Here is a 14,340-nt window from a genome sequence, read left to right as displayed (position 1 = left end):
TCCTTGGCCATGGTATGATAAACCCTCGCGCCGGCCATAATGAGCCCATTATTGCAGCCGAAGGTGGAGATCATGATCATGATGGCGATCACGTAAGTGCCTGCATTGCCGAAGATCACGTGCGAAGCCGCAACAGCTACCCTGTCCTTATCGGCAGTAGCTATATCATGCATGGATAACACGCCGGTATAAACAACGTTGGCCGATATGTAAATAATGGTAACGATGAGCGTGCCTAAAAACAAGCTTAGCCCTACGTTGCGCTTGGGGTTATGCATTTCGCCCGCGATAAAAGTTACGTTGTTCCACGAATCGCTGCTGAAGATTGAACCTACCATAGACGCTGCAATTGCGCCCAGCGCAGTAGCGATGGTAAGCGGCACCACGCTGCCATCAGGTTTTAAGTTATGCAAATCCCAGGCATGGCTCCAGTTAGCTTGCCATATATCACCCTTTAAAGCAATAAAGCCGAAAATGATCAACCCAAACAAACTTAACAGCTTGGTGATGGTAAAAGTATTTTGAATAAGCTTGCCGCTTTTGACGCCTTTGGTGTTGATATAGGTAAGTAACAGGATAACCCCGATGGATACACATTGCGCGGCGGTGATGGAAAATGTCGGTTTAACCTCACCCTTTGCCAAATAATGATTGAAGGGATATAAAATATGGTCTTCACTAACAGCATGAAAGATTGGTATGTAAGCAAGGAATTTGGAAAATGCCACTCCAACAGCTGCAATTGTACCGGTTTGGATCACTGCGAAAAAACTCCAGCCGTATAAAAAGGCAATCAGTTTATTATAAGCTTCCTTTAAATAAACATACTGGCCCCCGGCTTTGGGGTACATGGCGCTCAATTCACCATAACTCACCGCAGCGGTAATGGTCATAAACCCGGTAATGAGCCAAACGGCTATAAGCCAACCTGCTGAACCTACATTACGCGTAATATCCGCGCTTACTATAAAGATCCCCGAGCCGATCATGGAGCCTGCCACCAGCATGGTGCCATCCAGCAGTCCCAGTTCATGTTTCAATTTCGCTTGTACTGTTTTTGTTGCCATTAAAAGGTTTTTGATTAAAGTTTCTAAACTACTCAAAAAACTTTATAATTGACAGGCTATTGTAAAGAAATTAATTTACTAATTTGCGCCGACCAATTATATTTGCACTCTTTCAAAAATATTATTGAAAATATTTAGTAACTAAAAATTATATATGGATTTATTAAACACTTACTTGATCTATTTAATTCCTGTTTTTGGCCTTATCGGGATCGTTTTTATGGGCGTCAAAGCCGCCTGGGTAACTAAACAGGATGCCGGCGACGGAGAGATGACCAAGCTATCCGGCTATATAGCCGATGGCGCCATGGCATTTTTGCGCGCCGAATGGAAAATACTGGGCTACTTTGTGGTAGTGGCGGGTCTGTTGCTGGCTTACTCTGGTACAACCGTAAAAACGTCCAGCCCGGTTATCGCAATATCCTTTATCGTAGGAGCATTTTTATCCGCTTTTGCAGGTTACCTGGGAATGCGCATTGCCACCAAAGCAAACGTACGCACTACGCAGGCCGCCCGTACCAGTCTGGCGCAGGCGCTTAAAGTGTCGTTTACAGGTGGTACCGTAATGGGCCTGGGGGTTGCCGGTTTGGCAATTATCGGTCTGGGATCGTTATTTATTGTTTTTTATACCATGTACGTAAGGAGCCAGGGCTTAAATGTTAATGGCGAAGGAATGGCAAAAGCGCTTGACGTTTTAGCCGGATTTTCATTAGGTGCTGAATCTATCGCGTTGTTTGCACGTGTTGGTGGTGGTATTTATACCAAAGCAGCTGACGTAGGCGCCGATCTTGTTGGTAAAGTTGAAGCAGGCATCCCCGAGGATGACGTGCGCAACCCGGCAACTATCGCCGACAACGTAGGTGATAACGTTGGTGACGTTGCGGGTATGGGCGCCGACCTTTTCGGTTCGTATGTAGCAACAATGCTGGCTACAATGGTTTTGGGACGCGAGATTGTTTCAAATGATAATTTTGGCGGTATCGCACCGGTATTGCTTCCAATGGTTATTGCAGGTTTAGGCCTGGTGTTCTCCATTGTAGGCGCTGCGTTTGTACGGATCAAAAAAGAAACCGACAGCGTTCAAAATGCTTTGAATATTGGCAACTGGATGTCGATTATATTAACCGCTATTGCCACTTATTTTGTGGTGCAATGGCTGCTTCCGGCTGATAGTTTTCATATGATCCGCGACGAAGTTACCGGTGGCGGTTTAAAAGATGGTTCAATCGTATTTACAAAAAATGGTGTCTTCGGCGCAATCGCAGTAGGCCTTGTAGTAGGTACTTTGATGTCAATGATCACTGAATATTATACTGCGATGGGCAAACGCCCTGTATTGAGCATTATCCGCCAGTCATCAACCGGCCATGCTACCAATATCATCGGTGGCTTGTCAGTAGGTATGGAATCAACTGTAGCGCCAATTTTAGTGCTTGCATCAGGTATATACGGATCCTACCATTTTGCTGGTTTATACGGCGTATCTATCGCCGCGGCAGGCATGATGGCAACTACAGCGATGCAGTTATCCATTGATGCTTTCGGGCCTATAGCTGATAACGCGGGCGGTATTGCTGAGATGAGCCGTTTACCTGAAGAAGTTCGTCACCGTACAGATAACCTGGATGCCGTAGGTAATACTACCGCTGCAACCGGTAAGGGTTTTGCTATTGCTTCGGCAGCATTAACCTCGCTGGCTTTATTTGCGGCCTTTGTAGGTGTTGCAGGTATAGAGCATATCGATATTTATAAAGCTGACGTATTAGCCGGATTATTTGTGGGTGGTATGATCCCATTCATCTTTTCATCATTATGTATCTCGGCAGTAGGCCGCGCTGCTATGGCGATGGTAGAAGAAGTAAGGCGCCAGTTCCGCGAGATCCCGGGCATTATGGAGTATACCGGCAAGCCGGAATACGAAAAATGCGTAGCCATCTCCACCAAAGCTTCCATCCGCGAAATGGTTGCCCCAGGTTTGATAGCTTTGATCACCCCAATTATTATTGGTTTTGCTTTCGGCCCCGAAGTTTTGGGCGGCTTATTAGCAGGCGTAACTGTATCAGGTGTGCTGATGGGTATTTTCCAGAGCAATGCCGGTGGCGCATGGGATAATGCCAAAAAATCATTTGAAAAAGGCGTAATGATCAACGGCGAAATGTTCTACAAAAAATCGGAACCGCATAAAGCATCGGTGACCGGTGATACCGTTGGTGATCCGTTTAAAGATACTTCAGGTCCTTCAATGAATATCCTCATTAAATTGATGTCGATCGTTTCATTGGTGATAGCGCCGCACTTACACAAAGATGTGAAAACAGTTGCTCCCGTTCAAAAGGCGATGCAACCGCGATCCATGATCACACATGTAATTAAGGTTGATAAAAGAGCCTAACAAAAAAGGGGTACTGAAAAGTGCCCCTTTTTTGTTTTGAATCAGCGGCGGTAACTAATCAGAATCCTAATCAACTTATTCAACCTGATCCAACTAAATAAACCAGCAATATTCTGAAATTTCTACTCGTCCCATTGTTACATTCTGCACTTTATGTTTTCAATAAATTTAAGTACGTTTGGGGAGAAACTGAACTCATATTATTATAACTGATCTTATTAATTAAACATGAAGCTATTTGTAAAAAAATCAATTAAACAATTGCTTGCTTCGGCCGATGAAGGTGAGCATACCCTGAAACGCACGCTTGGAGCGGGTAACCTCATTGCCCTTGGTATCGGAGCTATAATCGGCGCCGGCCTTTTTGTAAGAACTGCCGCTGCGGCGGGAGGTAACGCCGGGTCAGCTGTAACAATCTCGTTTATTATCGCGGCGATTGGTTGCGCCTTTGCGGGCTTATGCTATGCCGAATTCGCCTCTATTATCCCAATAGCCGGTAGCGCTTATACGTATGCGTACGCCACGATGGGCGAAATTATTGCCTGGATAATTGGCTGGGCATTGATATTAGAATACGCCCTTGGTGCCGCTACCGTATCTATTAGCTGGAGTGAATATGCGAATAACCTGCTGGGGCATCGAATACCGTACGAATGGTGCCATTCGCCCATGGAATCGATCATTACAAACGGTGTATCGCATCATGGCATTATTAACCTGCCAGCCTTATTGATCTTGTTGCTGCTATCAGCATTACTCATAAAAGGCACCCAGGAATCAGCAACCGTTAACAGTGTTATCGTTATTTTAAAAGTGGCCATCGTTTTGGTATTTATCGCCATCGGATGGCAGTTTATCAATCCTGCAAATCATACCCCTTATATGATCCCTGCTGATGCAAAGCCTGTAAAATTGCCTGATGGTACAATGTATTCTTTCTCCTCATTCTTTACACATGGCTGGGGTGGCGTTGTCAGGGGTGCAGGTATCGTGTTTTTTGCTTTTATTGGGTTTGATGCCGTATCAACAGCAGCACAGGAAGCTAAGAATCCTAAAAAAGATATGCCAATCGGGATCCTGGGATCATTGGTGATCTGTACCATCCTTTATGTCGTGTTCTCCTGGGTATTAACCGGTGTAGCGCCATATACTGATTTTATGAAAGCCGGTAAAGAAGCTTCTGTGGCATATGCCATCAGCCATTACATGGCAGGTTATGCATGGCTTTCTACTTTGGTAACCGTTGCTATCCTTGCAGGTTTTTCATCCGTAATATTGGTGATGTTACTGGGGCAGTCGAGGGTGTTTTATACCATGTCGACTGACGGTTTATTGCCGAAGGTATTTTCTGACCTTCACCCTAAATTCAGCACTCCTTATAAGAGCAATATAATTCTGTTCATTTTTGTGGGACTGTTTGCTGCATTTTTACCCGAAAGTGTCGCCGGTGATTTAACTTCAATCGGTACCTTGTTTGCATTCGTGGTAGTTTGCGTGGGTGTAATGATCCTGCGTAAAAAAGATCCGAACCTGGTAAGGCCATTTAAAACGCCATTTGTGCCACTGGTGCCTATATTGGGTATATTGATATGCGCAGGGATGATCATCAGCTTACCGGGCAGAACCCAGTTAAGCGCTCTTGTATGGATGGTATTCGGCTTGATCATTTATTTTGCATATAGCAGGAAGAATAGTAAACTTGGCATCGCAGCCGATATCCTGCCAAAAGCTTCTGATTTTGAAGATACAAAGTAACACAAGACGTTATCAAGACAAGATTAATATGTAACAAAAAAGGTTCTGCGTCGTCGGAACCTTTTTTGTTGTGGCCTCACCTAAACGGTGCAACCCTCATGAACGCCATTGAAAAAAAATGAACTTCGTGAATAATCCTCTCCAAAGGAGAGGACTTAAAAAAAGGATTGGTCAAAAAAGGGAAAAAATAAGAAACCCTCTCCTTTGGAGAGGGCAGGGTGAGGCTTTTAACCAGTTGCATGAAAACCGATAAAAACCTTTGGGTTTTAGTATTAGTCTGCGTTATTAATTCACTGGGCTTTGGCATCATTGTCCCGGTGATGTATGCCTATGGCAAAACTTTCGGGCTTACCGGGACAACGCTCGGCGTTTTAACGGCGTCTTTTTCCATCGCCCAGTTTTTTGCCACCCCGGTTTTAGGTTCGCTTTCTGATAAATGGGGCAGAAAGCCTATCCTGGCCATTAGCCTTGCCGGTACCTGTTTTTCTTTTTTGTTGTTTGCCGAAGCCAATGCCTTATGGTTGTTGTTTGCCGCCCGGATACTTGACGGCCTGACCGGCGGAAATATTTCAGTAGCCCAGGCCATGGTGGCCGATACGGCAACGCCGCAGAACCGGGCAAAGCGTTTCGGCATTCTCAGTTCTGCCTTTGCTTTTGGCTTTGTGATCGGCCCCTTGATCGGCGGCTTGTTCAATAAGATCAGTCCGCAGGCGCCATTCTTTTTTGCTGCCGGAATTTCGCTTATCGGGACATTATGCACACTTTTTCTGTTAAAAGAAACAAATCTTACAGATAAAAAAACACGGCTGAGCTTCAGCAGCAAGTTTAAGTTTGCCTCACTCATCACCACATTAAAACGCCCGATTATCGGTACGGCTATTTTTACCGGCTTTATACTGACCATGGCACAGTTTACGATGATCATCGGGTTTCAAACGTTCAGTGTGGATATTTTGAAGCTCACGCCCGCAACGATGGGCATTTTCCTGGCTTCGTTTGGCGTTTGCGGGATCATTGCGCAATTGGGCGTTCCGCTTTTTACAAAGATCTTCCCGTCAAAAATCACTATACTACTATTGTCAAGCGCGTTGTGTTTTGCGGCGATGTTTATATCCGGATTCCTCACTGTATTGATCCCTTTTGCTGCCTGCCTTTGTGTTTACGGCCTGTTCAATGGCCTGCGTAACCCTATGCTCAACGCCATTATTGCCGATAATGTCGATCACGCCGAACAAGGCAAAGTATTGGGGATTAACCAGTCATACGGATCTATCGGGCAAACCATCGGGCCCCTGGTTGCCGGGCTGGCGGCTGCTATTTCGGTACATAGTGTATTCTTTTTATCGTCTTTCTATATTTTAGTTGCAACTTTGCTTTGTTTCCGGTTAAAGTCAAAAGTATAAAGCACGAATAGTCACGAATTTAAATAACACGAATAGTCACGAATTTATTCGAATTTCACGAATTTAAATAACACGAATTTCACGAATTCTTTTGGGAAAGTGTTAGGGACGCGAGTTTGCGGAAAGCATATACAAATTCGTGAAATTGGATATAATTTGCGCTAATTCGTGTAATTCGAAAAAATTCGTGGAACTTTGTGTTTATAATTAACAAGCTATGCATCCATTAATTTTCAGGGAGATCCTTTCCGTAACGATGATCCTTTTTGCCATCATCGATATCCTGGGCGCCATACCCATCATTATCGAAATGCGGCAACGTGTAGGGCATATCCAAAGCGAAAAGGCAAGCATCGCTGTTTTAGTGCTGATGGTTGGCTTCTTATTTGGAGGAGAGGAGCTGCTTAGTATTATCGGTCTTGATGTCTCCTCCTTCGCTATCGCTGGCTCCCTCGTGATTTTTATCATAGCCATGGAGATGATCCTTGGTGTTAGATTTTTTAAGGATGAAGTCGCCTCGTCAGCGTCTATTGTACCATTAGCCTTCCCGCTCATCGCCGGGGCAGGTACCATGACCACCCTGCTATCACTAAAAACACAATACCAAACATCAGATATTTTGGTAGGGATAGTGGTTAACACACTGTTTGTTTACCTGGTGCTAAAAAATGTGCAATGGCTTGAAAAGCTACTGGGGAAGACGGGGCTAAATATCTTAAGAAAAGCTTTCGGGATAATTTTATTGGCTATCGCGATAAAATTGTTCAGGAGTAATACGCATTTGTAGCTCCTTAATGCGGGAATTATTGATTTGCAATTCTATTGCCCCATAGGCGCAACACGTTTGTAGGAAAATAAATAGTAAAACATATTGCAACGTAGTGGCTACCCTTCACCCGTCTAACAGGTCGTGAAATATATATTTTTCGTCATATTCAACGGCGTAATCTTTCAATATCTCCAGATATTCTTCACGAAATGTCTTTTTGGTATGATGTTGTTTTTGATTCATAATATATTTAACCACACCGTCTATTTGTGTGCGGCTGTTGCTGAATGCGCCATAGCCATCCTGCCAATAAAATTTTCTTTCTGTGAATTTTTCTTTATTTATAAATTCTGAACTATCACCTTTTGCCACACGCATCATATCCGAAATGGATTGTTTTGGGTTAAGTCCGACAAAAAAATGTAAATGATCGGGCATTGAATTTATGGCCAGCAATTTATGACCATTGTTTTGCAAAATGCCGGTAATATATTGATGAAGCCGTTCCTCCCAGGTGGGTTGTATTACCGCTTTCCGGAATTTTACAGCAAAAACGCAGTGAATATAAAGTTGGGTATAGGTGTTTGACATAATGATAAAGGTGTTTTCAAAAATAACACTTTAATGCAAATCGGCAAAGGGTAGCCGCTACGCGGCAATAAATGGGTGGTGGTTGGGTGCTACAAACGTTTTGTCCCTATGGGGCAAGGTAATGTTTGTTATAAGGCGGTATTATGAAAATACATTTGCCAGATCGACGCAATCCGTTTGAAAGGATTGCAAGTTTTGAATATGTCGGCAAAGGGTAGCCGCTACGCGGCAATAAATGGTTGATGGTTTGGTGCTACAAACGTTTTGCCCCGATGGGGCAAGGCAATGTTTGTTATAAGGGGGCTTATAAAAACACTTGCCACATCGACGCAAACCATTTAAAAGGATTGCAAGTTTTGAATATGTCGGCAAAGGGTAGCCGCTACGCGGCAGTAAATGGTTGATGGTTTGGTGCTACAAACGTTTTGCCCCGATGGGGCAAGGCATTGTTTGTTATAAGGGGGCTTATAAAAACACTTGCCACATCGACGCAAACCATTTAAAAGGATTGCAAGTTTTGAATATGTCGGCAAAGGGTAGCCGCTACGCGGCAATAAATTGTTGATGGTTTGGGTTGTTACAAACGTTTTGCCCCGATGGGGCAAGGCAATGTTTGTTATAGGGTGGCATTGTAAAAATACATTTGCCACATCGAAGCAATCCATTTAAAAGGATCGCAAGTTTTCGACATGTCGGCAAAGGGTAGCCGCTACGCGGCAATAACTGGGTGGTGGTTTGGTGCTACAAACGTATTGCCCCTATGGGGCAAGTGAATGTTTGTTATAGAGTGGCATTATGAAACTACATTTGTCACACCTAAGAAACCTGCAAACGAATAACAGGATTGTTCTAAAACTTTTAAACTTTTTTAGGATTATACAATCCGTTAAAAATAAAAATTATCTTAATCCAACCTCATGCCCCATAGTGGCAAAACGTTTGTAGCAAAACAAATAGTAAAACATATTGCCACGTAGTGGCTGCCCATTATTGGTTTGACAGGCATAGATAAGTGTTTTTTATGGGGAATAATTTTGTTGGCTATCGCGATAAAGCTGTTCAGGAGTAATACGCATTTGTTGTCTCTTAAGCCACTAAAGGGGGAGTTTAATTTTTTATTTCTCAAAAAAACTTGCTAACGGTATCTCGGTAATTAATGCATAGTTGCCCTTACGGCCCAATACAAAAAAACTACCGTTTCGAACTTTCCTGTCTTCATCAGGCTCTTCGAAATAGCCCTTACCGGTCAAGCCTTTCGGTATGATTCCTTTGGCCAATATTTTACCCTTATCGTCGACAAGATAAAGTTGGTAAGGCGCATCTAAATCGCTTTTACCCCAAAACACATAGTCATCATTCCATTCCCCCACGAAGCTATATATTGGGTCATTGCCCGCCTGTGGAAAAAATAGGGAGCGTATTTCAGTGATTTTTGATGTCTTCTTGATGAATTTACCGGTTAGCGTGTATTGTTCGTAATAATTCTTTGAATCGTTGGCGCCGGAAAACTCGAAAATAATGCAGCTATCGATAAATATTTTGTCAGAACTGTTTGAAGGTTCAAACTGATTTGGTAATTTAATGATCGACCCGTTCGCGGCATTTATTTTTATATAGACTCGATTGCCATTTCGATCGAAGGTGAAACCATACATGTTGTTTTTATGAAGGTGTAGCTCACTCCCCTTTGACAAATCGTTGTAGTTTTTGCGGTAAACCTGTTTGGAGCCGTTAAAACATGCCAGGCAGCCATTCCTTTCGCCGCCAAAAAAGAAGAAATTACCCTTATCATCGATTTCGAAGCCATTTATTCCTATATCACCCATCTCCTCAGCTTTATAAAACGGCACACCGTTAACATTGCTCAAAGGTATTAAGGTTTGCTTTTTTGGAAATGATTGCGAGAAACAAGAAAAAGTATTCAAGGCAATAAGTAAGGCTAATATTGAGTTTTTCATTCGAATTGGACAAAGATTCAGGAATATACCTTTTAAGATCCACTAAGTTACCGATTCAAATCGGGTAAATCAAAAATTCCCCCTTCAGGGGGTTAGGGGGCCTAGCCGTGCGATATACATCGTATCCGCCTTATTCCCATACCCCTTTAAAACCGTTTGCTCCTCCAGCTTTAATCCCAATTCTTTCACCATAAAACTGACCAAATCCTCATTCTCTGCTTTAAAAACAGAGCAGGTGATATAAATGAGCGGCTTACCTGGTTTAAGATATTTAACCACATTGCGTGCAATGCTTTGCTGCAGGCGCTGGAAGAACTCGATTTTATGGGTATCAAACTGGCTGATCATCTCCGGGGTGCGGCCCCAGGTGCCCGATCCACTGCAGGGTGCATCAAGGATAATCCCGTCGAATGCGTAATCATGCAGGAGCAGGTCGTTGTTTTCAGTTAGATCCAGTAGTTTCTTTTGATATTTAGTAAGCCCGGCCTGCTGAAAACGTTCGTCTAAATTGGCTAAAATAGATTCGCGGATGTCGGAAACTACCAGTTTTACGGTTGGCTCCTGGTCGTGCAGTAAAAGCGATTTGCCGCCCGAGGCTGCACAGGCATCCCACCAGTAATCCCATTTATTGGGCTTAAAATATTGGGCAGTTTGCTGCGAGGAAAAGTCCTGCACCTCGTACCAATGAGGATTCGTAATAATCGTTTCCAGCCGGGTGCCATTAAAAAGTGCTAAACAGCCATTGCCTTCATCTTTAAAAGCAACTTCGGCAACTGCCAGGGCCGCTTTTACCTGGTTTTCAAAACCTTTATATACCCTGATAAACAAGTCCGGTTGCACAAAAAAGGACTTTAGTAATGCATCTTTATCAATGCCTGCGGAAAGCTGGCCTGTCCAGGGGAAAACGTCATCTAAAACAAAATCCGGGTGTACTGCTTTTACCATCGCCAACTTATCGGCCACGCTAAAATCAATACAGGCGGCCCATTCGGGTTTAAAATGTTGTAAAAACGAATTGAGCTGCGTATTGCATAAAAACTCCGCGATAAAAAGGCGTTCAGCTGCAGGTAAATTGGGTAATGCCCGGCCCAGGCGGAAATAATTATAAACCAAACGACTGGCAACCCGCCGGTCGGTTGAACCCATTTGCTTGTTCTGGCGGTAAAAGCCCGGTAGAAATTTGCTTAGGGGCGTTTCTGCCGGATATTCATCCAAAATACGCTGAAACGTTTTAAGCTGGTTAATTGCCTTCATTCTACCTTTTTCAGCTCAAAGTTAGCATATTTATACACGGAAACATGGGTATTTATCCAACCAAGCCCCGCTTTTTTCTCAAACTTAAAATCATTGTGCAAGCCCGAATATTCAGTTTGCGCTAAATTTTTAAGATTTCCTTCGGATAGTTGGCGCCCCAGGTATAGCCCTTCGTCAAAGCCTTTTATGGCAAAGGCGGTAGCTTCGGTATGGTAAGCTTCACGATAACGGCGCATAAAGGCGATGATGTTTTCGGCTTTGTAATTGATCCGGTCAGACGATGTAATATAAGTATCCAAACGTTGCAGCAGCTCCGCCTTTAAAAAGGAAAAATTGACCCAATTGGGATGCCCGAAAACCGTTACGGGGTACAAATTATGCAATGAATCCAGCGACCGCAGCGTGATTGTTAAAAAATGCTGGTCGGTTGCGGGTATGATAAATACATTTGTACCGTTGGTGCTGAATTGCGGTATTAATGAACTTAACTGCCCGTGGATTACCGTAAGGGTAATGATTTTGATGTGTTTTTTGCCCAGGCTGTCAATTGCTTTTTTTAGGGGGATGAGGTATTCGTTTTCTTCATTAAAGCCCGAACGCAGTACGAATATTTTCTCCGGATTGATATTTTCCTTGATATATTTCGCGGCCGCCCAGGCGTGGTACTCCAGGGGGGGCACCATCGTGATCACCTGCTGGTTTTTGTACGCGGCAGGCGATGCCGGAGATAATGGTGACACCACAGGCTGACGCATACTGGTAAAGTTACCTGTAAAAGCTTTTATATCATCCGGAAACACAGGGCCCACCACCATGTCGCTGGCCCTTATCGCCGGGTTATTGGCGAGGCTGTGCGACTGTGCCTTATCACCCCGCGTATCATAAACCATCAGTTTATAATTATAGCCCTTACCAGTAAGCGAATCGAGCGCTAATTTAAAGCCCTGATAATAGCCGACTGCTATGTCAGCTTCATGCAAACTTGAGCTGCTATAGGAAGCTCCGGGGGCCAAACGGTCAAGGCCAAACGGTAGCAATAAAGCTATCGTTGATGTTTTTGGCGCAACCGGCTTATTTTCTTTTACCGGCTGAGGTTTCTCAGCCGGTCTTTCAGGTTCCTTAGTAACAGGGCGTACCGCTACAGGCTTCAGTTTTGGTGAACATGCAGCCCCTAACAGCGCTATAAATAAAAAGATGAACCACCTATTCCCACTCAATGGTTGCAGGCGGCTTACTACTGATGTCATATACTACCCGGTTAATACCTTTTACATTATTGATGATCTCGTTACTGATCTTCGCCAGCAGATCATACGGCAGGTGGCACCAATCGGCTGTCATCCCATCCAACGATTCCACTGCGCGCAGGCAGATCACGTTTTCGTAAGTGCGTTCATCGCCCATAACCCCTACCGATTGTACCGGTAAAAATATGGACCCTGCCTGCCAAACTTTATCATAAACACCGGCCGACCGCAAATTGTTGATATAAATCGCATCGGCTTCCTGTAAAATAGCCACTTTTTGCGGTGTAACCTCGCCTAAGATCCTGATAGCCAGTCCCGGACCCGGGAAAGGGTGCCTGCCTAAAATATTCGGATCAATGCCTAAAGCTTTGCCTACACGGCGTACTTCGTCTTTAAATAGGGTATTTAACGGCTCAACAACCTTCAATTTCATAAAATCAGGCAGCCCCCCAACATTATGGTGTGATTTAATGGTTGCTGATGGTCCTTTAACCGAAACGGATTCGATCACGTCCGGGTAGATAGTACCCTGCCCCAGCCATTTTACATCCTCAACCCGGTGCGCCTCGTCGTCAAAAACTTCGATGAACACGCGGCCGATGGCTTTGCGCTTTTTCTCCGGATCTGTTAAGCCAGCCAATGCATCATAAAAACGCTGTTTGGCATCAACGCCCTTTATATTCAGGCCCATGTGCTGGTACGAATCTAATACCGATTGGTATTCATCCTTGCGTAAAAGCCCGTTATCAACAAAAATGCAATGCAGGTTTTTGCCGATGGCATGGTGCAGCAATACCGCCGCCACCGATGAATCAACACCGCCCGAAAGGCCCAAGACTACCTTATCATCGCCCAGCTTCTCTTTAAGTGCAGCTATAGACGTTTCAACAAAGGAATCAGGCGTCCAGTCTTGCTTGCATCCGCAGATATCCACCAAAAAGTTAAACAGCAATTGCTTGCCGTCAACACTGTGTGTTACTTCAGGGTGGAACTGTATGCCATAAGTTTGCGTGTTTTTTATATGGAAGGCGGCTACTTTTACAGTATCCGTGCTGGCAATTACTTCAAAATCATCGCCGATGCTGGCAATGGTATCCCCGTGCGACATCCATACTTGTGAGCCGGGTGAGATGAGCTTAAACAACGGGTTATGCTCACTGATGTATTGCAAATTGGCACGGCCATATTCGCGTGTGCTGGAGGGCAATACTTCGCCGCCGTTATTATGCGCGATGTGTTGTGCGCCATAGCAAACGCCTAAAACAGGCAAAGTGCCATGAAATTTTTTAAAATCGAAATTGGGCGCGTCGTCCTGTCTTACAGAATACGGGCTGCCCGAAAGGATGATACCCTTTACACTGCTGTCAACTTCAGGAAAATGATTGAATGGGTGGATCTCGCAGTAAATATTGAGTTCCCTGACACGGCGCGCGATGAGTTGCGTAAACTGCGAGCCAAAGTCAAGAATAAGGATTTTTTCTTGCATGGGCAAAGATAGGTTTTTGATTTGGGAATTCGGAATTTTTGTTGGAAAGTTGGAACGTTGTAATGTTGGAAAGTTAAATTTATTGTCGTTGTAAGAACGAAGCAATCCGCCCGTGCAAATCAACCAACCTTTGTGATACTTTGGAAGGATTTCCGGTGAATAAAAAATCAACCAATAGCTGACGCTAATTTTCCTAATTCCTTTAGCTTAACCGAATCCGCGCTGAGTGAGGGATAAAACTTATCAATCATCAATTTTATAACCGAGAAACTTTCTGCTGATTGAAACGGTGGTTTTGCCAGTTCATCAATAAATTCAGCCATTTGTTTAGCCTTAATGGCCTCACACTGGTCAATTATTAACTGAAACTCATCATCCTTATGCAAAGAAATCATTTCCTCTGTTTTTTTGATGTCGC

General features: G+C 44.0%; 11 protein-coding genes. 4 read left to right on the top strand and 7 right to left on the bottom strand.

Annotated elements, in window-relative coordinates:
- The coding region (locus QZY09_RS04760) for an APC family permease (RefSeq protein WP_295668848.1) at positions 1 to 1,067 on the bottom strand (1,067 nt) is incomplete at its 3' end.
- A gap of 154 nt (positions 1,068 to 1,221) precedes the next feature.
- On the opposite strand from QZY09_RS04760, the gene QZY09_RS04755 reads away from it, so the two are divergent.
- The 4 genes from QZY09_RS04755 (at position 1,222) to QZY09_RS04740 (ending at position 7,404) form a co-directional block, all read left to right on the top strand.
- Positions 1,222 to 3,459 carry a sodium-translocating pyrophosphatase gene (locus QZY09_RS04755; RefSeq protein ID WP_295668846.1) on the top strand — a complete coding sequence of 746 codons (2,238 nt, stop codon included), beginning with the start codon at positions 1,222 to 1,224 and terminating at the stop codon, positions 3,457 to 3,459.
- Between the two features lie 228 nt (positions 3,460 to 3,687).
- On the top strand, positions 3,688 to 5,214 hold the full coding sequence (locus tag QZY09_RS04750; RefSeq protein ID WP_295668843.1) for an amino acid permease: 1,527 nt from the start codon (positions 3,688 to 3,690) through the stop codon (positions 5,212 to 5,214).
- Positions 5,215 to 5,453: 239 nt separating this feature from the next.
- Positions 5,454 to 6,617, top strand: coding sequence for an MFS transporter (locus QZY09_RS04745; RefSeq protein ID WP_295668841.1), 1,164 nt, complete (start codon positions 5,454 to 5,456; stop codon positions 6,615 to 6,617).
- 217 nt (positions 6,618 to 6,834) lie between these two features.
- Positions 6,835 to 7,404: a MarC family protein gene (locus tag QZY09_RS04740; protein ID WP_295668839.1), complete on the top strand. Its 570-nt coding sequence runs from the start codon at positions 6,835 to 6,837 to the stop codon at positions 7,402 to 7,404.
- A gap of 105 nt (positions 7,405 to 7,509) precedes the next feature.
- On the opposite strand, the gene tnpA is transcribed toward QZY09_RS04740, so the two are convergent.
- From tnpA to QZY09_RS04710, 6 genes are all read right to left on the bottom strand, one after another.
- Positions 7,510 to 7,977, bottom strand: coding sequence for an IS200/IS605 family transposase (gene tnpA / locus QZY09_RS04735; RefSeq protein WP_295668836.1), 468 nt, complete (start codon positions 7,975 to 7,977; stop codon positions 7,510 to 7,512).
- A 1,115-nt stretch (positions 7,978 to 9,092) separates the two neighbouring features.
- Positions 9,093 to 9,935 (bottom strand): hypothetical protein, encoded by an 843-nt coding sequence (locus QZY09_RS04730; RefSeq protein ID WP_295668833.1) that lies wholly within the window; start codon positions 9,933 to 9,935, stop codon positions 9,093 to 9,095.
- 84 nt (positions 9,936 to 10,019) lie between these two features.
- Positions 10,020 to 11,189, bottom strand: a complete 1,170-nt coding sequence (locus QZY09_RS04725; RefSeq protein ID WP_295668830.1) for an RsmB/NOP family class I SAM-dependent RNA methyltransferase — start codon at positions 11,187 to 11,189, stop codon at positions 10,020 to 10,022.
- Positions 11,186 to 12,436, bottom strand: coding sequence for an ABC transporter substrate-binding protein (locus tag QZY09_RS04720; protein WP_295668827.1), 1,251 nt, complete (start codon positions 12,434 to 12,436; stop codon positions 11,186 to 11,188). Before QZY09_RS04720 ends, QZY09_RS04725 begins: the two co-directional genes overlap by 4 nt.
- On the bottom strand, positions 12,393 to 13,922 hold the full coding sequence (gene guaA, locus QZY09_RS04715) for a glutamine-hydrolyzing GMP synthase (protein ID WP_295668824.1): 1,530 nt from the start codon (positions 13,920 to 13,922) through the stop codon (positions 12,393 to 12,395). The genes QZY09_RS04720 and guaA overlap by 44 nt, the downstream gene beginning before the upstream one ends.
- A 167-nt stretch (positions 13,923 to 14,089) precedes the next feature.
- Positions 14,090 to 14,340 (bottom strand): hypothetical protein (locus QZY09_RS04710; protein ID WP_295668821.1); only part of this gene is annotated, 251 nt, incomplete at its 5' end.

Source organism: uncultured Mucilaginibacter sp. (genome assembly GCF_903913935.1).
Lineage (GTDB): Bacteria > Bacteroidota > Bacteroidia > Sphingobacteriales > Sphingobacteriaceae > Mucilaginibacter.
Note: the sequence above shows the minus strand (reverse complement) of the source record. Positions and strands in the feature narration are given on the sequence as shown.

Coding starts and splice junctions, on each gene's coding strand:
- QZY09_RS04755 (WP_295668846.1), top strand. CDS start 1,222: ATGGATTTATTAAACACTTACTTGATCTATTTAATTCCTGTTTTTGGC.
- QZY09_RS04750 (WP_295668843.1), top strand. CDS start 3,688: ATGAAGCTATTTGTAAAAAAATCAATTAAACAATTGCTTGCTTCGGCC.
- QZY09_RS04745 (WP_295668841.1), top strand. CDS start 5,454: ATGAAAACCGATAAAAACCTTTGGGTTTTAGTATTAGTCTGCGTTATT.
- QZY09_RS04740 (WP_295668839.1), top strand. CDS start 6,835: ATGCATCCATTAATTTTCAGGGAGATCCTTTCCGTAACGATGATCCTT.
- tnpA (WP_295668836.1), bottom strand. CDS start 7,977: ATGTCAAACACCTATACCCAACTTTATATTCACTGCGTTTTTGCTGTA.
- QZY09_RS04730 (WP_295668833.1), bottom strand. CDS start 9,935: ATGAAAAACTCAATATTAGCCTTACTTATTGCCTTGAATACTTTTTCT.
- QZY09_RS04725 (WP_295668830.1), bottom strand. CDS start 11,189: ATGAAGGCAATTAACCAGCTTAAAACGTTTCAGCGTATTTTGGATGAA.
- QZY09_RS04720 (WP_295668827.1), bottom strand. CDS start 12,436: ATGACATCAGTAGTAAGCCGCCTGCAACCATTGAGTGGGAATAGGTGG.
- guaA (WP_295668824.1), bottom strand. CDS start 13,922: ATGCAAGAAAAAATCCTTATTCTTGACTTTGGCTCGCAGTTTACGCAA.